This is a genomic window from Micromonospora sp. NPDC018662, from assembly GCF_044391475.1.
Taxonomy (GTDB): domain Bacteria; phylum Actinomycetota; class Actinomycetes; order Mycobacteriales; family Micromonosporaceae; genus Micromonospora.
Map to the genome: position 1 here is coordinate 661,344 of NZ_JBISAC010000001.1, position 19,809 is coordinate 681,152.

At 73.3% G+C, this 19,809-nt stretch carries 19 protein-coding genes and 1 pseudogene; 9 read left to right on the forward strand and 11 right to left on the reverse strand.

Features of this window, described 5'->3' with window-relative positions:
- Positions 1 to 201: 201 nt before the first annotated feature.
- On the reverse strand, positions 202 to 450 hold the full coding sequence (locus ACH495_RS03175; RefSeq protein WP_396856096.1) for an ATP-binding cassette domain-containing protein: 249 nt from the start codon (positions 448 to 450) through the stop codon (positions 202 to 204).
- A gap of 444 nt (positions 451 to 894) precedes the next feature.
- On the opposite strand from ACH495_RS03175, the gene ACH495_RS03180 reads away from it, so the two are divergent.
- A complete protein-coding gene (locus ACH495_RS03180) occupies positions 895 to 1,293 on the forward strand; it encodes a VOC family protein (RefSeq protein ID WP_396856097.1) in 399 nt (132 codons plus the stop codon).
- A gap of 142 nt (positions 1,294 to 1,435) precedes the next feature.
- Here ACH495_RS03180 and ACH495_RS03185 read toward each other — a convergent pair.
- Positions 1,436 to 1,882 (reverse strand): annotated as a pseudogene (locus ACH495_RS03185) (SRPBCC family protein); the annotation flags it as partial.
- 140 nt (positions 1,883 to 2,022) lie between these two features.
- Here ACH495_RS03185 and ACH495_RS03190 point away from each other — a divergent pair.
- Complete coding sequence (locus tag ACH495_RS03190) at positions 2,023 to 4,170, forward strand: acyltransferase family protein (RefSeq protein WP_396856098.1); 2,148 nt, start codon at positions 2,023 to 2,025, stop codon at positions 4,168 to 4,170.
- 1 nt (position 4,171) lies between these two features.
- Here the strand turns inward: ACH495_RS03190 and ACH495_RS03195 are convergent, their stop codons facing one another.
- On the reverse strand, positions 4,172 to 4,792 hold the full coding sequence (locus ACH495_RS03195) for a pyridoxamine 5'-phosphate oxidase family protein (RefSeq protein ID WP_396856099.1): 621 nt from the start codon (positions 4,790 to 4,792) through the stop codon (positions 4,172 to 4,174).
- Between the two features lie 167 nt (positions 4,793 to 4,959).
- Here ACH495_RS03195 and ACH495_RS03200 point away from each other — a divergent pair, with 167 nt between their 5' ends.
- The 3 genes from ACH495_RS03200 to ACH495_RS03210 are packed head-to-tail and all read left to right on the forward strand — an operon-like array spanning position 4,960 to position 7,125.
- Positions 4,960 to 5,466 (forward strand): DUF2231 domain-containing protein, encoded by a 507-nt coding sequence (locus tag ACH495_RS03200; RefSeq protein WP_396856100.1) that lies wholly within the window; start codon positions 4,960 to 4,962, stop codon positions 5,464 to 5,466.
- Entirely contained in the window at positions 5,463 to 5,999 is a 537-nt protein-coding gene (locus ACH495_RS03205; protein WP_396856101.1) for an Hsp20/alpha crystallin family protein, read from the forward strand. The genes ACH495_RS03200 and ACH495_RS03205 overlap by 4 nt, the downstream gene beginning before the upstream one ends.
- Before the next feature lie 7 nt (positions 6,000 to 6,006).
- Complete coding sequence (locus tag ACH495_RS03210; RefSeq protein WP_396856102.1) at positions 6,007 to 7,125, forward strand: glycosyltransferase family 9 protein; 1,119 nt, start codon at positions 6,007 to 6,009, stop codon at positions 7,123 to 7,125.
- On the opposite strand, the gene ACH495_RS03215 is transcribed toward ACH495_RS03210, so the two are convergent.
- Together ACH495_RS03215 and rfaE2 are read right to left on the reverse strand one after the other, a co-directional pair.
- Complete coding sequence (locus tag ACH495_RS03215) at positions 7,100 to 7,972, reverse strand: glycosyltransferase (RefSeq protein WP_396856103.1); 873 nt, start codon at positions 7,970 to 7,972, stop codon at positions 7,100 to 7,102. The two genes, ACH495_RS03210 and ACH495_RS03215, sit on opposite strands and share 26 nt — an antisense overlap.
- The gene (gene rfaE2, locus ACH495_RS03220) at positions 7,969 to 9,780 is read right to left on the reverse strand and encodes a D-glycero-beta-D-manno-heptose 1-phosphate adenylyltransferase (RefSeq protein WP_396856104.1); all 1,812 of its coding nucleotides are present in this window, start codon (positions 9,778 to 9,780) and stop codon (positions 7,969 to 7,971) included. Before rfaE2 ends, ACH495_RS03215 begins: the two co-directional genes overlap by 4 nt.
- 140 nt (positions 9,781 to 9,920) lie before the next feature.
- Between rfaE2 and ACH495_RS03225 the strand changes: the two genes are divergently transcribed.
- Positions 9,921 to 10,478, forward strand: coding sequence for a type 1 glutamine amidotransferase domain-containing protein (locus ACH495_RS03225; protein WP_396856105.1), 558 nt, complete (start codon positions 9,921 to 9,923; stop codon positions 10,476 to 10,478).
- A 55-nt stretch (positions 10,479 to 10,533) separates the two neighbouring features.
- Positions 10,534 to 12,210 (forward strand): MDR family MFS transporter, encoded by a 1,677-nt coding sequence (locus tag ACH495_RS03230; RefSeq protein ID WP_396856106.1) that lies wholly within the window; start codon positions 10,534 to 10,536, stop codon positions 12,208 to 12,210.
- Between the two features lie 144 nt (positions 12,211 to 12,354).
- On the opposite strand, the gene ACH495_RS03235 is transcribed toward ACH495_RS03230, so the two are convergent.
- A complete protein-coding gene (locus ACH495_RS03235; protein ID WP_396856107.1) occupies positions 12,355 to 12,846 on the reverse strand; it encodes an NUDIX domain-containing protein in 492 nt (163 codons plus the stop codon).
- An 84-nt stretch (positions 12,847 to 12,930) separates the two neighbouring features.
- Between ACH495_RS03235 and ACH495_RS03240 the strand changes: the two genes are divergently transcribed.
- Entirely contained in the window at positions 12,931 to 14,580 is a 1,650-nt protein-coding gene (locus tag ACH495_RS03240) for a fatty acid--CoA ligase (protein WP_396856108.1), read from the forward strand.
- A gap of 175 nt (positions 14,581 to 14,755) precedes the next feature.
- Here the strand turns inward: ACH495_RS03240 and ACH495_RS03245 are convergent, their stop codons facing one another.
- From ACH495_RS03245 to ACH495_RS03260, 4 genes are all read right to left on the reverse strand, one after another.
- The gene (locus tag ACH495_RS03245; RefSeq protein ID WP_396856109.1) at positions 14,756 to 15,769 is read right to left on the reverse strand and encodes an NADPH:quinone reductase; all 1,014 of its coding nucleotides are present in this window, start codon (positions 15,767 to 15,769) and stop codon (positions 14,756 to 14,758) included.
- Positions 15,770 to 15,872: 103 nt separating this feature from the next.
- Positions 15,873 to 16,529, reverse strand: coding sequence for an HAD family hydrolase (locus ACH495_RS03250; protein WP_396856110.1), 657 nt, complete (start codon positions 16,527 to 16,529; stop codon positions 15,873 to 15,875).
- Between the two features lie 31 nt (positions 16,530 to 16,560).
- Positions 16,561 to 17,409: a hypothetical protein gene (locus ACH495_RS03255; protein WP_396856510.1), complete on the reverse strand. Its 849-nt coding sequence runs from the start codon at positions 17,407 to 17,409 to the stop codon at positions 16,561 to 16,563.
- A 139-nt stretch (positions 17,410 to 17,548) separates the two neighbouring features.
- Positions 17,549 to 18,220: an FKBP-type peptidyl-prolyl cis-trans isomerase gene (locus ACH495_RS03260; protein WP_396856111.1), complete on the reverse strand. Its 672-nt coding sequence runs from the start codon at positions 18,218 to 18,220 to the stop codon at positions 17,549 to 17,551.
- Between the two features lie 186 nt (positions 18,221 to 18,406).
- Here ACH495_RS03260 and ACH495_RS03265 point away from each other — a divergent pair, with 186 nt between their 5' ends.
- Positions 18,407 to 18,799: a PPOX class F420-dependent oxidoreductase gene (locus ACH495_RS03265; RefSeq protein ID WP_396856112.1), complete on the forward strand. Its 393-nt coding sequence runs from the start codon at positions 18,407 to 18,409 to the stop codon at positions 18,797 to 18,799.
- A gap of 55 nt (positions 18,800 to 18,854) precedes the next feature.
- Here ACH495_RS03265 and ACH495_RS03270 read toward each other — a convergent pair whose 3' ends face one another.
- Positions 18,855 to 19,805, reverse strand: coding sequence for a Ku protein (locus ACH495_RS03270; RefSeq protein ID WP_396856113.1), 951 nt, complete (start codon positions 19,803 to 19,805; stop codon positions 18,855 to 18,857).
- Positions 19,806 to 19,809 lie beyond the last annotated feature (4 nt).

The following is a 19,809-nucleotide window of genomic DNA, read 5'->3' on the forward strand; positions in this document are numbered from 1 at the left end:
AAGGGGCGCGCAGCTTGGCCAGGTGCCCTTGCGGTGGCGAAGTCCAGCCGTCGCTTCTCCCCGCCGGAGAGCTAGGTCGCCCCCGGCCGGCCCAGCCGGTCAGGTCGACGAGCCCCGATAGGCGCGGTCCTCACCTAGCTCGCGGAAGCACGGTGATGGCCGCGGTGACGCTGTTCACGACCGTCGCCGTCACGGTGCGGGTCACGGCCGGGTGGCGCCGTTCTCGCGCAGTCGGTCGACGGTCGCCCAGAGGGCATCGCGGGAGGAGGTGTCCGGGCCGGTGGTCGGCTCGTCGAGGAAGAGCAGCTCGGGTGTCCCGTGGGCGGCGGTGGCGAAGTCCAGCCGACGCTTCTCCCCGCCGGACAGTTGGGCTACCTTGCGGTCGGCCCGGTCGGTGAGGTCGACGAGGTCGAGCAGCCGGTCGACTTCGATGACGGGTGAGGTGGACATGCACCCATCACAGCGCGGACGACGCCGGCCCGGCAGTGGCGCCGCGTCACCGCCGAATGTGACGTGGTGTCACTGCCATGGTCCGTGGCCACCTGCGCTGACGCGTCCGCCCATGCGCTGGCGGGCGATGCTGCTCGTGCCCGAGCCGGAGTTGCCCCGGACGCACCCGAGAATCGTGTCCGGGTTGTCGATGGGTTCAGCGAGCACGATGCCTCGAGTAGGCGAGCCGGCACCGCCGCCTGCCGGTCCGTCAGCGCCTGCCAGGTAGGGCCATCATCGCAGGCTGCCGCACGCCCAGCGCGGCCGGCACCGTCGAGACCGTACAGGGCGTACAGGGCGTACAGGAACCGCCTGCCGTCCACACCGCGCCGACCGATGAGTACGGGCCGGCCGCCCGGTCCATGATGGTGACAGTTCCTCCCGCGCCGACCTGGAGTGGAAACCATGGCCGATCCGACCGTGACCGTCAGCCTGCCGATCGCCGACCGCGTGACGTCACACCGCTTCTACGCCGAGGCCCTCGGCTGGCCGACGATCGGTGAGCCGGCGGCGGACGGCGTTCCCGAGCCGCTCCAGTTCGCCGTGCACGACGGGCTGCGGTTGATGCTGGTGCCGAGCGGCGGCTTCGGCTGGGTCATCGGCGACCACGAGGTCGCCGAACGGGGCCGCAGCGAGTGCGTGCTCGGCCTGACCGCCGCGAGCGCCGACGAGGTCCGGCACATCGTCGAGCGGGCCCGGTCCGCGGGCGCCCACGTCGTCACGCCGCCGGCCGAGCAGCCGTGGGGGTACGCCGGCACGTTCGCCGACCCGGACGGCCACCTGTGGATGGTGACGGTGGCCTGAGCCGGGCGTCAGCCAGCCGCCCGCGCGCGTACCCGGGTTCGGTCTCCTCCGGCGGCGGTTCCTCGTCGGTGTCCGCGCGGTGCCGATCCGTCGGCGCCGACAGCTCCGCCTCGTCGGAGGTGTCGGGGATGCCGCCGGGAGCGATCGTGCCGCGCCAGCCGCCCGAGGCCACCTGCCGGTCTTCGATGTACTCCTTGAACCGCTCCAGGTCGGATTCGGCCTGGCGGTCCACCATGTGCAGTTTGTCGCCGGCCTGTTCGAGCAGGCCCTCGGGGTCGTACTCGAGCAGGAGTTGGACCCTGGTGCGGCCGGCGTCGATCGGTGCGAACCGGACCATGCCCGCGTTGGTGGTGCCGCTGGTGGCCGCCCACGCCACCGCGCGATCCGGCACCTGCTCGAGGATGGTGGCGTCCCACTCCCGTTGCACGCCGGCGATCTCGGCCACCCAGTGCATCCGCCGGTCGTCGAGCTGGCGCACCTCCCGCACGCCGCCCATGAACCGCGGGAACTCCTCGAACTGGGTCCACTGGTCGTAGGCGGTGCTGACCGGCACGTCGACGTCGATGGACTTCTCGACCTTCCTGGTCATGACCACTCCTTGTCGTCCGTTGTCTGCACCGGAATCGGTACCCCGGCAGTGGTGGCCCAACCGGGCCGTCCGCCATTGCCCACTTTCGTGAGAGCCGCTATCGTTCCCTGGCCCAGACGCCCCGGAGCTTGAGGATCACGGTGACTTCCCCGGAGTTGACGAACCAGGTTGCCCGGGACGGTTCCCGCACCGAGGAGGCGACCGGGCGCGCCCCGAGCCGGTTCCGGGGCGACGTCGCCGGGCTCCGCGCCGTGGCCGTCGGGGTGGTGCTGCTCTACCACGCCGGCCTGTCGTTCCTGCCCGGCGGCTTCGTCGGGGTCGACGTCTTCTTCGTGATCTCCGGCTTCCTCATCACCGGGCAGATCGTCTCCGAGATCGAACGCACCGGGCGCCTCTCCCTGATCGGCTTCTACGCGCGCCGGGCCAAGCGGATCCTGCCCGCCGCGACGGTGGTGCTCGCGGCGACCGCGGTGGCGGTCCGGCTCTTCGTGCCCCGCGGCGACTGGCAGGCCATCGGCGGCGACATCGCCGCCGCGGCGGTCTACGTGGTGAACTGGCGGTTCGCCGACCGGGCGGTCGACTACCTCGCCGCCGACAACGCGGTCAGCTCGCCGGTGCAGCACTTCTGGTCGCTCGCCGTCGAGGAGCAGTTCTACCTGGTCTGGCCGTTGCTGATCGTGCTGGCGATCCTCGTCGCGCGGACGCTGCGGCGGACGGACGTACGGCCGGTCCTGTGGATCGGTCTCGCGGTCCTGGCGGTGCCGTCGTTCGTCTGGTCGATCGTCGAGACGGCGAACTCGCCGGCGCGCGCGTTCTTCGTCTCGACGACCCGGTTGTGGGAACTCGCCGTCGGGGCGGGCGTCGCGCTGATCGCGACTCGGGCCGCGCGGATGCCCCGGACGGTGGCCGTGGTCCTCGGGTGGCTCGGCCTGGCCGCGATCCTGGCGGCGGCGCTGCTGGTGAGCGGCAAGACGGCCTGGCCCGGGTACGCTGCCGCGCTGCCCACGCTCGGTGCCGCAGCGGTCGTCGCGGCCGGCGCGGCGGCGGGGTCGCGCGGGCCGGTGCTGGTGCTCGGCACGCGCCCGTTCCGCTGGGTCGGTGACCTGTCCTACTCGCTCTACCTGTGGCACTGGCCGATGCTCATCGTGGCCGCCGCCCGCTTCGGTGAGCTGTCACCGGCCGAGGGGCTGGCGGTGGCGCTCGCCTCGGTGGTGCCCGCCTGGCTCACGTTCCGGCTGGTGGAGAACCCGCTGCGCTACTCCCGGAAGATCGCCACGTCGCCGCGGCTCGCGTTGAGCCTCGGGGGCAACTTCACCCTGGCCGGGATCTGCGCCGGCCTGGCGCTGGTCCTGTTCGGCGCCTGGGCGGCCGCCGCGACACCCACCAAGGGCCGGTACGCGCCGGGCGCGGCGCTGCTGTCCACCAGGCCCGGGACCGCCCCGATCGGTCCGGTGCCGGAGCGGTTCGACGTGATCACGCCGGATCCGCTCCAGATCCGGCAGGGGTTCCTGGACGTGCCGGACACGAAACGGGACGGGTGTTTCCAGCAGGTCGTCGGCGCCGAGGTGCTGTCGTGCACGTACGGCAACCCGCAGGGCGCCACCACCGTCGCCCTGGTGGGCGACTCCAAGATGGACCAGTGGTTGCCGGCGTTCCAGGTGCTCGCCGCGCAGAACGACTGGAAGTTGGTGATCGCCGCCAAGGCGAGCTGCGCGTTCACCAGCGCCCGCATGCTCATGGCCGACGAGTCGGGCCGGCCCTACACCGACTGCGTCGAGTGGAACCGGGCGCTGCTGAGCAGGCTGGTCGAGGAGCGTCCCGACTACGTGGTCACCTCGCAGTCGGGGTCGACCGCGCTGGACGCCGGGGGCGGGGGCGGATCGGTCGACGCGATGGTGGCGGGCGTGCGGGCCTCGTGGCGGAAGCTCGACGCGGTGGGCACGCAGGTCGTCGTGCTGGCCAACAATCCCCACCCCGGCGGCGCGGTCACCTGCGCCGACAAGAACCGCAAGCGCCTGTCGGCCTGCGCGTTCGACCGGGTACGCCACGACCAGGACCCGGCCTACCGGATGCAGCGCCGGGCGGTGGCCGGGGTGCCGGAGGTCAAGATGATCGACCTGTTCGACGCCATCTGCCCGACCGACAGGTGCCCGGTGGTGTTCGGCAACATGCTGATCTACCGTGGCGGGTCGCACATCGGCGCCGCCTACGTGCGGACCACCGCCCCGCACCTCGCCCGGGCCCTGTCCGACGTGGGCGTGCCGGCGGTGTACGCGCCGCAGAAGTGAGTCAGGCGTAGAGCTTCCGGGCGTATTCCGGACCGTAGTGGCGCTCCAGGTCGGCCAGGCTCTCCGCCGGCGCCTCCACCTCCTTGACCAGCCGGGCCCGGGACGGCAGCACGTCCGGCCGCCAGGTCTCCGGCTGCCACAGCTCGGAGCGGAGGAACGCCTTCGCGCAGTGGTAGAAGATCTGCTCGATCGCCACCTCGACGGCGAGCAGCGGCCGGTGGCCCTTGACCTCCAGGTCGGCGAACCACGGCGCGTCGCGGATCAGCCGGGCCCGACCGTTGATCCGCAGCGTGTCGGTGCGCCCCGGAATCAGGAAGATCAGCCCGACGTGCGGGTTGGCCAGGATGTTGAGGTAGCCGTCGGCACGCCGGTTGCCCGGCCGTTCCGGGATGGCGATGGTGGTGTCGTCCCGTACCAGGGCGAAGCCGGGCGGGTCACCCTTGGGGGAGACGTCGCAGGCGCCGTCCGCGCCGGCGGTGGCGATCAGGCAGAACGGCGAGGCGGCCAGCCACTCCCGGTCGCGCCGGTGCAGCGTACGGCGCTCCTTGGCGACCGCCCGCGGCATCGGCGGGCCCAGCAGGTCGCGTAGTTCCTCCGGATTGGTGATCTCCTGTGTCGTCACGTTGTCCTCCCCCGTCCGTTGACCTTGACGACGGTTCCGGCCCGCGACGGGTCGGGATCCGTCATCGTCAGTCTAGGAGCACGTCGGCCGCCGGGTTTGCCCCCGAAACCGGCGAGTAGGGACCGGAACACGGCGCGTGTCCGGAACGCGAACGGATGGAGGCCGAGATGGAGAGTCGACTGAAGGTGCTCGGCCATCCCGTGCACCCGATGCTGGTGATGTTCCCGGTGGCGCTCCTGGTGACCGCGGTGATCTTCGACGTGGTCGACACCGTGGGCGGGCCGGACTTCCTCGGCGAGGTCGCCTACTGGAACATCACCGTCGGTCTGATCGGCGGCCTGCTCGCCGCCGCGGCCGGCGCGTTCGACCTGCTCGCCCTGCCGACCGGCACCCGGGCCAAGCGGGTCGGGCTCCTCCACGCCGCCGCCAACATCGCGGTGATCCTGCTCTTCGCCGCGGTCTGGGCGGTCCGGCTCAACGCCGAGTCGCGCACCGCCGGCGGCGCGCTGATCGCCATCGAGGTGGTCGCCGTGGCGATCCTCGGGATCAGCGCCTGGCTGGGCGGCGAGCTGGTGGACCGGCTCGGCGTCGGCGTCGACCCGGAACACGACCTCAACGCGTCCAGCTCGCTGCGGCCCACCTCGACGACCCGGCGGATCGGAGACGTGCGATGACGGAGCAGGACGGCGGCCGGGGCTGGCGGGGCCGCCAGCAGGGCTGGGACCCGATGGGCGAGCTCCAGGCGCTGCGCGCCGAGCTGAGCCGACTGGTCGGCGGCCGTTCCGGCACCCCGGACGTGGACGTCACCGAGATGGCGGACGGCTGGCAGGTGACGGTCCGGCTGCCCGGCGTGGCACCCGAGGAGGTGGCCGTCGAGCTGGACGAGCGGGAGCTGTGCGTCCGGGCCCGCTCGGAGGCCGAGGTCAACGCCGACCAGGGCATCCCGGGCGGGTTCACCACCCGGGGCTTCGAGTACCGCGTCGACCTGCCGTCGCGCGTCGACCCCGAGCGGATCGACGCGGTCATGGACCACGGCCTGCTCCGGGTGCGGCTGCCCCGGGCGGCCCGGCCCGCGCCGCGCACCATCACCGTCGGCCGCACCGGGCCGCGCGACACCGTCGGCCGTACGCCGACCCCGGCCGACCCGGCCGCGGACCGGGAGCTGCACCACCCGGACACCACGCTCGACGAGACCGACCGGCCGTAGGGGCGGAGTGACCAGCCTCCCCCTTGGGCCGGTGGGCGCGTGGGTGCCGGACGTCGAGCGGATCGCCGTGCTCCGGGCCAACGCGCTCGGCGACTTCATCTTCGTGCTGCCGGCGCTGGACGCGCTGCGCGCCGCGTACCCGTCGGCGGAGATCGTGCTGCTCGGCGCGCCGTGGCACGCGAAGCTCTGGCGCGACCGCCCCGGCCCGGTGGACCGGGTGCTGGTGGTGCCGCCCCGGCCCGGCATCCGCGAGCCCGGCCCGGACGAGCCCCCGGTCGAGCCGGCGGACTTCCTGGCCGCCGCCCGCGCCGAACGGTTCGACCTGGCGGTGCAGGTGCACGGCGGCGGGGCCAACTCCAACCCGTTCGTCTCCGGGCTCGGCGCCCGGGTCACCGCCGGGCTGCGCGCCGAGGACGCGCCGCCGCTGGACCGCTGGCTGCGCTACGTCTACTACCAGCACGAGGTGATCCGCTACCTGGAGGTGGCCGCGCTGGTCGGGGCGCCGGCCACCACCGTCACCCCGGTGCTGGCGGTGACCGACGCGGACCGGGCCGAGGCGACGGCGGTGCTCGGCGCGCCCACCCGACCCCGGGTGGCGCTGCACCCGGGCGCCACCGACACCCGGCGACGCTGGCCGGCGGAGAGCTTCGCCGCGGTGGCCCGCGTGCTGGCCGGGGACGGGTACGAGGTGCTGGTCACCGGCACGCCCGCCGAGCGGGAGACGGTCGAGGCGGTGGTCGCGGCGGCCGGCGTGCCGGTCCGCCCGCAGGTCGGCACGTTGAGTCTCGGCGCGCTCGCCGCCGCGTACGCGGACTGCGCGTTGGTGGTCTCCAACGACACCGGCCCGCTGCACCTGGCCGCCGCCGTGGGTGCGCCCACGGTGGGCGTCTTCTGGGTCGGCAACCTGATCAACGGCGCGTCCCCGCTGCGTGGCCGGCACCGGCCGATCGCCGCCTGGACCACCCGCTGCCCGGTCTGCGGCGTCGACTGCACGCCCGGGATCTATCCGCACCGCCCGGGCGACGGCGACTGCCCGCACCGGGTGTCGTTCGTGGCCGACGTGCCGGTCGCCGAGGTGGTGGAGGCGGCCCGCGAGCTGCTCACACCTCCGCGCCCGACTCGTTGAGCACTACCTCCCACGCCTCCACGTCCCGCTCGGTGACAGTGGTCGGCGACTCCAGGTGGTAGGCCCCGCTGGGCAGCACGCCGGCGCCGCCGTGGCGCTCCAGCACCGCGAGCTGGGCGGCCACGTCCTCGCCCTGGTGCCGCTCGGGCAGCCGCTCCCAGAAGTCGAAGCCGCCGGCCTCGACCAGCTTGGCCCGGTCGTAGAGCACGCAGCCGCCGATCCAGGACACCTTGTACGCCCGCCAGGCGCCCGCCGGCAGGTCGAGCTTCGCGGTGACGTGCAGCAGGTTCGCCGCCGGGTGGATCGACGCCCGGTGCCACTCCGGCGTGCCCGGCCGGATCCGCTCCGGTTCCGGCCGGCCCGGCCACTCCTCGTAGTGCCGGTGCGTGTCCGGGCGGACGTCGTCGGTGTAGGAGAGCCCGTGCACCGCGTTGCCGACGAACCCGCAGCCCAGCTCATCCAGCGCGGTGACCAGCCGGGACAGCGTGCCCGGCTCCAGCCACACGTCGTCGTCGAGGCAGAGCACGGCGTCGGCCGCCGAGCGGGACAGCAGGTAGGAGCGGTGCTCGGCCAGCCCGCGCCGGGGCAGCCGCCGGGTCAGCAGCACCGGGTGCCCCCGGTGGCGCAACGCCCGCACCATGGTGGCCGCCGCCGGGTGCGCGTACGCGGGCTCGCCGTCGGACTGGTCACTGACCACCACCCCGAACTCGGGTACGCCCTCCTGGGCGGCCAGCCCGGAGAGCGTGACCGCCAGTTCGGCCGGCCGGTTGCGGGTGGGGATCAGCACGTCGAGCCGGCGCGGGTGACGGAACTGCTCCGCGGTGCCCGGGTCGAGCGGTCGGGTCACGCCGGCCTGCTCTCGCCCACGGCGGGGCCCACCGACGACTGGGCCCGGATCCGGTCGATGATCGCCGACGTGGAGCGGTCCGGCACGTAGCCGAGCGTGCGCACCTGGCCGCCGAGCCGGCGCACCAGCGGCGCCTCCGGCACCATCTCCGGCGGGTAGTCGCCGCCCTTGACGTAGACGTCCGGGCGGACCGCCTCGATCAGCCGGGCCGGCGAGTCCTCCTCGAAGACCACCACGTGGTCGACGCAGGCCAGCGCCGCCAGCAGCGCGGTGCGGTCCTCGACCGGGTTGACCGGCCGGTCCGGGCCCTTGAGCCGGCGTACGCTGCCGTCCGAGTTGACCGCCACGATCAGCAGGTCGCCGAGCGCGCGGGCCTGGGTCAGGTAGCGGACGTGCCCCGGGTGCAGCACGTCGAAGCAGCCGTTGGTGAACACCACCGACCGGCCCGACCGCCGGTGCTCGTCGACGAGCGCGGCCAGCTCGTCGGCGCCGACCAGCGCCGGGTGCCCGGCCTCCTCGCCGCCGGTGCCCAACGCGGTGAGCAGGTCCTCCCGGCGGCACACGCAGGTGCCGGTGTCGGCGACCGTGATGGTGGCGGCGAGCTGGGCGAGCTGCGCGGCGGTCGGCAGGCCCGCCTCGGCGGCCAGCGCCAGCGTCATGGCCGCCAGGTACGCGTCCCCGGCGCCGACCGCGTGACTGGCCGGGACCGGCGTGCTGTGGCTGCGCCGGGGTGAGCCGTCGGCGCCGCCGACCACCGCGCCCTCGGTGTCCAGGGTCACCGCGACCACGTCCGCGCCGGTGTGCGCGCGCAGCTCGGGCAGGCGCGACTCGGCCAGCACGGCCCGGTCCACGCCCTCGCCGACTGCCGCGTTCACGGTCACCCCGGTGCCGGTGACGCTGAGCCCGTTGCGGGTCAGCGCCACCCGCTCCTCGCCGGGCGTCGGCTCGCCGGTCGGCCCGGACGCCGTCGACGGCCCGGCAGCCCCGCCGGCCGTGCGCTCGCCGGCCTTCCCGGGGGCGGTGCCGACCATCAGCTCGGACGGGCCGTCGGCCGCCGCCGGGTGGTCCAGGTGCAGGTCACCGCTGCGGACAGCGCCTCGCTCGGCGTGCGCGAAACCGGCGGCGGCGCGGGCCAGCAGCCGGGTCGCCTCGGCGAAGCTCGGCGTCACCACTGTCGGGTTGAGGCCACGCCAGTCGGCCAGGTCGTGCGCGTCCAACGCCACCGTGCCGTACCGGTCCCGGTTGGCGACCAGCCAGGCGCGCACCGCCGACGGCAGCGCGCCCAGGCCGTAGTCGCAGACCACAAGCGTGAGCGGTTGCCCGGGGGCCACCGCCCGCAGCTCCTCGGTGGCGCAGTGCAGCGCGGTCAGCAGGCGGGCCACCCCGTCGTCGTCGAGCGCGTCCTCCGGGCCGCCGGAGTCCTCCCGGAGCAGGATCTGGTTGCCGGCGAGCATCCGCCGCTTGACCGGGGTGGGGCGGCCGGGCTGGCTCACCGTACGGTCCCAGACCGCCGCCCGGTCCAGGCAGTCGTGCAGCTCGTCGCCGGCCACGTCGGCGCCGACCGGGGCGACCAGCGCGGCCCGGCCGCCGAGTGCGGCGACGTTGACCGCGGTGTTCGCGGCGCCGCCGGCGGCGGAGATCCGGCGGCGCAGGGTGAGCACCGGCGCGGGCGCCTCCCGGCAGAGCCGCTCCGACTCGGCGAAGCGCCACTCGTCCAGCATGGCGTCGCCGATGACCAGCACGGGACGCTCCTGCCAGCTCGCCACCACGGTGGCCAGCCGGCGATCTTCCGCTGCTGCTCCTGCCATGCCCCTCCGGGTCCCCCGGCGCGGAGCGGGCAAACCTGGCCGGCCGGCGGGCGAGCTGCGACGCGGGCCACCCAGTGCGTCCGGTTTCCGGGCATCCGCCGGGGGAATCGTCCAGACACACCCCGGAGAGGAGAAGCAGCATGGCAGCGACACTTCAGGGCAAGCGGATCGCGTTCCTGGCCGCCGACGGCGTCGAGGAGGTCGAGTACACCAAGCCGCGCGAGGCGGTGGAGAACGCCGGTGCCCAGGTGGAGCTGGTCTCCATCGAGTCCGGCTCGATCCAGGCGTTCAACCACCTGGACCACGGCAAGCAGTACCCGGTCGACGTCACCACCAAGGAGGCGGACGCCGGGGCGTACGACGGGTTGGTGCTGCCCGGCGGCGTGGCGAACCCGGACTTCCTGCGGGCCGACCCGGACGCGGTCCGGTTCGTGAAGTCGTTCTTCGACGCCGGCAAGCCGGTCGGGGTGATCTGCCACGGCCCGTGGACGCTGGTCGAGGCGGACGTGGTGCGCGGTCGCCGGATCACCTCCTGGCCGAGCCTTCGCACCGACCTCACCAACGCCGGCGCCACCTGGGTCGACGAGGAGGTCGTCACCGACAACGGGCTGGTCAGCAGCCGTAAGCCGGACGACCTCCCGGCGTTCTGCGCCAAGATCGTCGAGGAGTTCGCCGAGGGCCGGCACACCGCCGGCTAGAAAACTCATCCGCCCACCGGGGGCATGATCCGCCCCCGGTGGGATAGGAAGCGGGATGACCGCCCAGGCCGCTGCACCCGCGTTGCCCGCCCGCCAGATCCGCCTGCTGATGTTCGGTCTGATGACCGGCATGCTGCTGGCCGCGCTCGACCAGACCATCGTCGGCACCGCGCTGCCCACCATCGTCGGCGAGTTGGGCGGCATCGACCACTACTCGTGGGTGGTGACGGCGTACCTGCTGGCGTCGACCGCCTCGACGCCGCTCTACGGCAAGATGGCCGACCTGTACGGACGCCGGCCGGTCTTCCTCTTCTCGATCGGCGCGTTCCTGGTCGGCTCGCTGCTGGCCGGGCTGTCGCGGGACATGACCCAGTTGATCGTCACGCGGGGCGTGCAGGGGCTCGGCGCGGGTGGCCTGATGACGCTGGCGTTCGTCATCATCTCGGACGTGGTGCCGCCCCGGGAGCGGGGCCGCTACCAGGGTCTGTTCGGCGCCGTGTTCGGCGTGTCGTCGGTGGCCGGCCCGCTGGTCGGCGGCTACTTCGCGGAGACCAACTGGCGGTGGATCTTCTATCTGAACGTGCCGCTGGCGATCCTCGCCATCGTGGTCTGCTGGCACGTGATGCGGCTGGTGCCGTTCCAGCGCCGCGAGCACACCGTCGACTGGCTCGGCGCGGCGCTGCTGGTCGCCGGCGTGAGCTGCCTGCTGCTGGCGCTGAGCTGGGGCGGCAACTCGTACGCCTGGGGTTCCGGCGTGATCGTCGGGCTGTTCGTGGCCGGCGCGGTGCTGGGTGTGGCGTTCCTGCTCCAGGAGGCCCGGACCCGGGAGCCGATCCTGCCGCTGCGGCTGTTCCGCAGCCGCACGTTCGCGCTGGCCAACACCGCCGGCTTCGTGCTCGGCCTGGTGATGTTCGGGTCGATCATCTTCATCCCGCTCTATCTCCAGATCGTCAAGGGCGCCTCGCCGACCCGTAGCGGCCTGCTGATGCTGCCGATGATGGCCGGCATCATCGTCACGTCGATCCTGACCGGCCGGGCGATGAGCCGGATCGGCCGGTACAAGTGGTTCCCGGTGACGGGCGCCGCCGTGCTGGTGGTCGGCATGCTGCTGTTCCGCCAGCTCCAGGTGGCCACGTCGCTCTGGGCCGCGTTCGGCTACATGGTGGTGATCGGGGTCGGGCTGGGCCTGTGCATGCAGTCGCTGATCCTGGCCGTGCAGAACGCGGTGGACGTCCGCGACCTGGGCGCGGGCACCTCCTCGGCCACGTTCTTCCGCTCGCTGGGCGGTTCCTTCGGGGTGGCCATCCTGGGCGCCGTGCTGTCGACGCGGCTCACCGCCGGCCTGGCCGACCGGCTGCCGGGCGCGCTCGCCCAGCTCCCGCCGCAGCAGCGGGCGGCGGTGGCGGCCGGCGGCGCGGAGAACATCTCGATCAACGACCCGGCCACCATCCTGGCGCTGCCCGGCCCGGTACGCGCCGCGATCCAGTCCTCGTTCGTCGACGCGCTGCACCTGGTCTTCCTGACCACCGGGCTGATCGCGGTGCTGGCGGTGCTGGTCACCCTGGCCATGCCGAACCACCAGCTCCGCGGCGCCGGCCCGCAGGGCGACGCCACCGGCGGCGCCGACCCGCTGGGCGGCAAGGCCGCCGCGCCGGGTGGCAAGCCGCTGCCGAAGGAGTCGAAGGACGAGGCCGCCGCCGAGATGGAGGCCAAGTCGCAGACGATGCTCTGAGCGCGGACCGCGACCGGAGCGCCCGGAACGGTTATGCCCGACAGCAATATGACTGTGCGGCATAATTATGCCGCACAGTCATACTCGTCTTTGCCGGACCCTTCTTCCGCGTCGCGACACGCCGAGCGCCGCGACACGCCGGGTTCACTTGAGGATCAGGCGGTTGGTCTGCTCGAAGACGTCCAGGTCGGCGAGCGTCTCGGAGACGCTGGACGAGAGTGGGGCGGGGAACTCCGCCGGGCGGAAGAAGCCGGCGTCGGTGGTCTCGTCAGTGAACCGGGACAGCTCGCCGTCCCACTCGTCGACCCGGAACGCGGCGGTGAAGACCTGGTAGGTGTGGCCGTACATGTTGGTGTGGGTGCGGTCCGGGCCGGTGTAGAGCGCGAACGCGCTGACCCGCAGCGCGCGGAGGCCGGTCTCCTCGCGGACCTCGCGGACCGCGCAGTCGGCGATCGACTCGCCCAGCTCCATGGCGCCGGCCGGCAGCGCCCACTGGCCGTTGTCGGAGCGCTGGATCAGCAGCACCCGGGCGGCGTTGTCGCGCACCACGGCGCGGGCGCCGACGAACATCAGGGTGCGGTCACCGGCCAGCGCGCGGAGCTGCCCGACGTACGAGTCGGCCCAGGAGATGCTCACCCGGACAATCTACGCAGCAATCCCGGCCGGCTCGGCCGTTCCGGGGGTTCCGCTCGTGTGAACGGCGACACTACGTTGTTACCCATGCGTAGCACGATGATGGACGCCCCGCTCCAGGTGGCCCGGATCCTCGAACACGGCGCCACCGTGCACGGCACGGCGGAGGTGGTCACCTGGACCGGCGCCGAACCCCGCCGGATGACGTACGCGGAGGTGGGGCGCGTCGCCGCCCGGCTGGCGCACGCGCTGCGCGACGAGTGCGGCGTGACCGGCGACGAGCGGGTCGCCACCTTCATGTGGAACAACAACGAGCACCTGGTGGCCTACTTCGCGGTGCCGAGCATGGGCGCGGTGCTGCACACGCTCAACCTGCGCCTCTTCCCGGACCAGGTGGCCTACATCGCCAACCACGCGCAGGACCGGGTGGTGCTGGTCGACAGCACGCTCATCCCGCTGCTCGCCCGCGTGCTCGGCGAGATGTCCACGGTGCGGCACGTGGTGGTGGTCGGCGGCGGCGACCCGGCCCCGCTGGTGGCCGCCGCCGGCGACCGGATCACCGTGCACCACTGGGACGCGCTGCTGGCCGACCGGCCGGAGGTCTTCGACTGGCCGGAGGTGGACGAGCGGGACGCGGCGGCGCTCTGCTACACGTCCGGGACCACCGGCCACCCCAAGGGCGTGGCCTACTCGCACCGCTCGATCTACCTGCACTCGCTCCAGGTGTGCATGCCGGAGGGCTTCGGCCTCGGCCCGAAGGACCGCGAGTTGGCCATCGTGCCGATGTTCCACGCCATGTCGTGGGGCCTGCCCTACGCGGCGTTCCTCTCCGGCGCCTCGCTGATCATGCCGGACCGCTTCCTCCAGGCCGAGCCGATCGCCGCGATGATCGCCGCCGAGCGGCCCACGCTGGCCGGCGCGGTGCCGACCATCTGGACCGACCTGCTGGCCTACCTGGACAGCCACGACGTGGACACCTCCTCGCTGACCGAGGTGATCGTCGGCGGCTCCGCCTGCCCGCCGGCGCTGATGCACGCGTTCCACGACCGGCACGGCATCGAGGTCATCCACGCCTGGGGGATGACCGAGATGTCGCCGCTGGGTTCGGTCTCCCGCGCCCCGGCCGGCGCGACCGGCGACGACGCCTGGCGCTACCGCTACACCCAGGGCCGCGTCCCGGCCGGGGTGGCCGCGCGGATCGTCGGCCCGCTGGGCGAGCCGCTGCCCGCCGACGGGACGTCAGTGGGCGAGCTGGAGGTCCGCGGGCCGTGGGTGACCGCCCGGTACGTGGGTGACGACGTGCCGGACGCGGAGAAGTTCCGGGACGGCTGGCTGCGGACCGGGGACGTCGGCACGCTCTCGCCGGACGGGTACATCACGCTCACCGACCGCGCCAAGGACGTGATCAAGTCCGGCGGGGAGTGGATCTCCTCGGTGGAGCTGGAGAACGCGCTGATGGCGCATCCGGCGGTGCTGGAGGCGTGCGTGGTGGGCGTGCCGGACGAGCGCTGGGACGAGCGACCGCTGGCCACCGTGGTGGTCCGCGAGGGCGCCTCGGTCACCGCGGAGGAGCTGCGGGACTTCCTGGCCGGTTCGGTGGCCCGCTGGCAGTTGCCCGAGCGCTGGGCGTTCATCGACGCGGTGCCGAAGACCAGCGTCGGCAAGTTCGACAAGAAGGTGGTGCGCTCGCGGTACGCCGACGGCGGGCTCGAGGTGCGGGAACTGTCCGCGCCGTAACGCTTTCCGGCGTACCGTCGCCTACACAGGTAGGAACACGTTTCCCACGGACATTCCTCCCAGAGGGCGGCCCCGGCGTTCGCACCGCGCCGGGGCCGCCCGTCCGTTACGGGGTGACCCGCACCGTCATTGTTGCGAAACTTGTTCGCCTCTGTCCCGATGTCGGGGAAATCCCCTACTCGTCGGCGGTGCTGACCAGCACCTTGCCGATCGCGCCGTCCCGTACCGCCTGCTGCGCCGACGCGGTCTCGGCCAGCGGATGCCGGTGCAACGGCAGCCCGGCCTCCTCGCCGACCCGGATCGCGCCCTGCGCCACCGCCGCCGCGATGTCGGTCACCGCCTGCGCCTTGGCCACCTTCGGCGCGGTGTAGACCAGCACGAACTGCCAGCGCGCGTTCGGACCCATCAACTGCCGGATCGGCAGCGTCACCTCGTCGCCGCCGTCGTCGGCGTACACGCAGACCGCGCCGCCGGTGCGCAGCATCCGCACGTCGGCGGCGGCGTTGCGGGCGGCGGAGACCTCGACGATCGTGTGCACCCCGTCGGGCGCGACCTTGCGGACCTCCTCGACCACGTCCTGCTCGCGATAGTTGATCACGAAGTCGGCCCCGGCCGCCGCCGCGAGCTGCGCCTTCTCCGGCGTACTCACAGTGGTGATCACGCAGGCGTCGGCCCAGCGGGCGAGCTGGATCGCCGCGTTGCCCACCGCGCCCGCCCCGCCCTGCACCAGCACCACGTGGTCGCTCAACGCGCCGGCGTGCAGCGTGTCCGGCATGAACTCACCGGCGGTCAGGCAGCGGTGCGCGGTCATGAACGGGATGCCCAGCGCCGCGCCCAGGTCGAACGAGGCCGAACCGAGCGGCACCGCGTGCCGCACCGGGACCACCGAGTATTCCGCCGCGGTGCCCCAGGGGCGCTGCCAGGCCGCCTCCCACACCCAGACCCGCTCACCGATCAGGATCCGGTCGACGCCCTCACCGACCGCCTCCACCACCCCGGCGCCGTCCTGGTGCGGGATCTGCCACCCGGCCGGCAGCGGCCACGCCTCACGCGCCTTCCAGTCCGTCGGGTTCACCCCCGAGACGGCCATCCGCACCAGCACCTCACCCGGGCCGGGCTCCGGCACCGGCCGCTCCACCAGCTCGAGCACCGAGGCGTCCCCGCTGCGCTCGTACACGATCGCCCTCATCGTCGTCCCTCCGCCGTCGTCGTCCGCTGCGCTACCCGAACCCGGCGCGAACATGTAAGGCGGGGCCCCCGCTTAACGCTTCCGGTAGAGGAAGGGGCCCCGCTTAACACCCCAACCCCGCGAGCAGCTCGGGGGTGAGCGCGTCGATCGAGGGCAGCAGCACGGCGGCGAGCGCCTCGGCGTCCGGATCCAGCGGGTACGACAGGTGCGGCACCGCCACCACCCGGCACCCGGCGGCCGCCGCCGAGCGGACCCCGTTGGACGAGTCCTCCACCGCCACGCACCGGGCCGGGTCGACACCCAGCCGCGCCGCCACCGCCAGCCAGACGTCCGGCGCCGGCTTGCCCCGGGCGGTCTCCTCGGTCGACAGCGTCGCGCCGAACGAGTCGGCCAGGCCCGTCGCGTCCAGCGCCGCCGCGATCAGCCGAGTCGGTGAGGAGCTGGCCAGCCCCAGCGGCCACCGCGCGGCCGTCCGGCGCACCACCGCGTCGGCGTCGTCGATCAGCGGTACGCGCTCCGCGTACCGCCGGGTCATCTCCGCCACCACCTCGGCGGCGACCTGCTCGGCCGACCGGTCGACGCCCAGCTCGCCGCTCAGGTAGGCGGCCCACTCGCCGGTGCTCATGCCCATCAGCCGGCGCTGGGTGTCCGGCTGCCAGACGCCCCCGTGCTCGGCCACGTACGCCCGCCGGACCTCCTCCCAGACCGGCTCCGAGTCCACGATCACGCCGTCCAGGTCGAAGAGCACCGCGTCCACCATGCCGCCATCCTGCCCCAACCGGCGGCCCGGCTCACCCCGGCAGCGTCGCTCCGGTGCCGCGCTGCGCCGGCAGCCCGATCGGCGCCTGCGGCGGGATGATCGTGCGGCAGCGCGTCGCGACCGGTTCGAGCAGCTCCCGCAGCCGCCCCGTACGCTCCGCGCCCAGCGCCCGCCACGGGCCCGCCGCGGCCCGGTCGGTGGCCTCCTCGACGGCCCGGAACGTGGCGGTGGCTTCCGGGGTGGGACGCCGGTCGGCGGTCAGCCAGCCCTTGTCGACGAGCCGCTCCTCGGCCGCCGACCACTCCTCGTCGGTCCAGCCCCGGGCCGGCTGGTGGAACTCGCGCGACTGGTCGACCCGGCACCGCCAGGCCACCACCTCGACCGGCTCCAGCCCGGTGCCGACCAGCGCGGCCACGTGCCCGTCACCCCGGTGCTCGCGCAGCGTGGCGGCGGCCTGCCAGAGCCGGGCCAGCGGGTACTCCCCGCGCGGCAGGGCGGCGTTGACCGCGCCGAGCACCCGCCCGGCGGTGTCCACCCCGTCGGCCGCCTCCTCCAGCAGCTCGGCGGCTTCGACCAGGTGCGACTCGGGCAGCTCGTAGGTGAACTCGGCGAGCGCCTGCACCGCGCCGGTGAGCCGGGCGCGCAGCGCTTCCTCCGGCGTGGCCAGCCGCCACACCGACGGCAGCGCGCGGGCCACCATCGGCGGCGCGAAGCTGAAGAACGCGGCGGTCACGGTCGGCGCGTCGACCGGCCCGAGCGGCGCAGCCCGGCCGGCGAAGTAGCCACGCCAGTAGCCACGCAGCCCGACCGCCTCGAACGCGGACCGGGCCCGTGGGTGGAAGTAGGTCACCGCGTGGACCGGCTCGAACAGCGTCCACATCTGCCGGGCCACCCCGGGGTCGTCCAGCGCCGCCACGTGCACCTCCGCGTCGGTGGTCAGGGCACCGCGGACGGGTGGACCGCCCGCGGTGACCATGAACCTACTGCCGGTGGGTGACCGGGCGGAAGCCTGGAGTGATCTACTGCGCAGCCAGCACGTCGACGACGAAGCGCAGCGGCCCGGCCGGACGGCCGCCCTCGGCCTTGTCGCCGTACGCCAGGTCGGCCGGGAGGTCGAGCTGCACGCGGCTGCCCACCGGCACGCCGACCAGGCCCTGGTCCCAGCCCTTGATGACCTGGCCCACGCCGATCGGGAAGGTGGCCGGCTGGCCGTTGTCCCAGGACGCGTCGAACTGCTTCCCGTCCTTGTAGAAGACGCCCACGTAGTTCGTGGTGATCGTCTGCCCGGCCTTCACCGCCGGTCCCTTGCCCTTGACCAGCGTGGTGACCGTCAACTTCTTCAGCTCGCCCGAGCCGGCCTTGACGGCCGGCTTGGTCTTCAGCGCCGGGTCGATGTTGGCGGGCAGCTCCGGCGCGGGCGGCGCGCTGGGCTCGACCTGGTCGGCGGGCACGGTGGGGCTGGCCGAGGAGGCGGTGCTGGCCGGCTTGTCGTCGTCCCCGCTGTTCAGCCAGACGAGACCACCGACCAGGGCCACCACGGCGAGCACACCGGCGGCCGCGCCCAGCATCGACTGCCGACGCCGTCGCGCCTCGGCGGCCTTCTTCTCGGCCAGCTGGGCGGCCAGCCGCCGCCCGGCCTTGGTGGCCGGGGCGGCCTGGTCCTCCGACCGGTTCTCCACACGCTCGCTCACGTCGACTCCCTGCAGGTGGGGGGTGGGTGCGCCCGGCGGGCCGCCGCCGAGGCCAGCGCACACGGTACCCGCCCGCACCCCCACAGCGACGAAAGGCGGGGGCCCTTCTTAACGTATTCGGTATAGGCGGGGCCCCTTCTTAACACCCGGGGCTGGAGCGGACACCGGGCGGGTACGTTCTCGAACATGGCGATCCTCACCGAAAACGACCTGGCCCTGCTCGGCGAGCCGCAGCTCGCGCACGTGGCCACCATCGAGTCCGACGGCACCCCGCACGTCACCCCGGTCTGGGTGGACACCGACGGCGAGCACATCGTGTTCAACACCGCCAAGGGCCGGCAGAAGTACCTCAACATGACCCGCAACCCGGTGGTGGCGGTGTCGGTGGTGGACAAGGCGGACGACTACCGCACGCTCTGGGTGAAGGGCACCGTCGAGTTCGTCACCGAGGGCGCCGACGAGCACATCGACCGGATGGCGAAGAAGTATCTCGGCCAGGACACCTATCCGTTCCGCCGGGCGGGCGAGGAGCGCGTCATCGTCCGCATCACCCCGACGGAGAAGCTCGGCCGCGGGTGATAAGAAGGGGCCCCGCCTATACCGAATACGTTAAGCGGGGCCCCTTCCTTACCCCTCAGGCGGGTTTCTTCTTGGCGGCGGTCTTCTTCGCCGGTGTGGCCTTCTTCGCCGGCTCGGCCTTCTTCGCCGGGGTCTTCTTCGTGGCGGTCTTCTTGGTGGCGGTCTTCTTCGCGGAGCGGGCCGACGAGATCGGCGTCGGCTCGGCCCCGCCGCCGGACGGCGCCTCGCCCCGGGCCGCCCGGGCCCGCTCGACCGACGCCTTCAACGCGGCCATCAGGTCCACCGCCGCGGCCGGCGCGGCCTCTTCCTCCGCCGGCTGCACCACCTCACGGCCCTCCACCTTCGCGTCGATGACCTCCTGCAACGCCGCCCGATAGTCGTCGGTGAAGGCGTCCGGCTCGAACTCGCCGGCCATCGAGTCGATAAGCGAACTGGCCATCGCCAGCTCCGGCGGACGGACCTTCAGGTCCTCGTCCAGGAAGCCGAAGTCGGGCCGGCGGATCTCGTCCGGCCAGAGCATCGTGTTGAGCAGCAGCACGCCCTCGCGGACCCGCAGCGTGGCCAACTGCTCCCGCTGGCGCAGCGCCACCTTGACGATCGCCACCCGCTCCGAGTCGCTCAGCGCGTCCCGCAGCAGCACGTACGGCTTGGTGGCGGTGCCCTCCGGCTCGAGGAAGTAGGCCTTGTTGTAGAGGATCGGGTCGACCTGCTCGGCCGGCACGAACTCCAGCACGTCGATCGCGTGCGAGGTGCTCAGCGGCAGGTCGGCGAAGTCCTCGTCGGTCAGGATGACCATCTCGCCGCCGCCGATGTCGTAGCCCTTGGCGATGTCGTCGTAGGTGACCTCCTCGCCGCAGACCGAGCAGGTGCGCTTGTAGCGGATGCGGCCCCCGTCCTCGCGGTGCACCTGATGGAACCGGATGTCCTTCTCCTCGGTGGCCGAGTAGACCTTCACCCCGATCGACACCAGGCCGAACGACACCGCTCCTTTCCAGATGGCCCGCATTCCC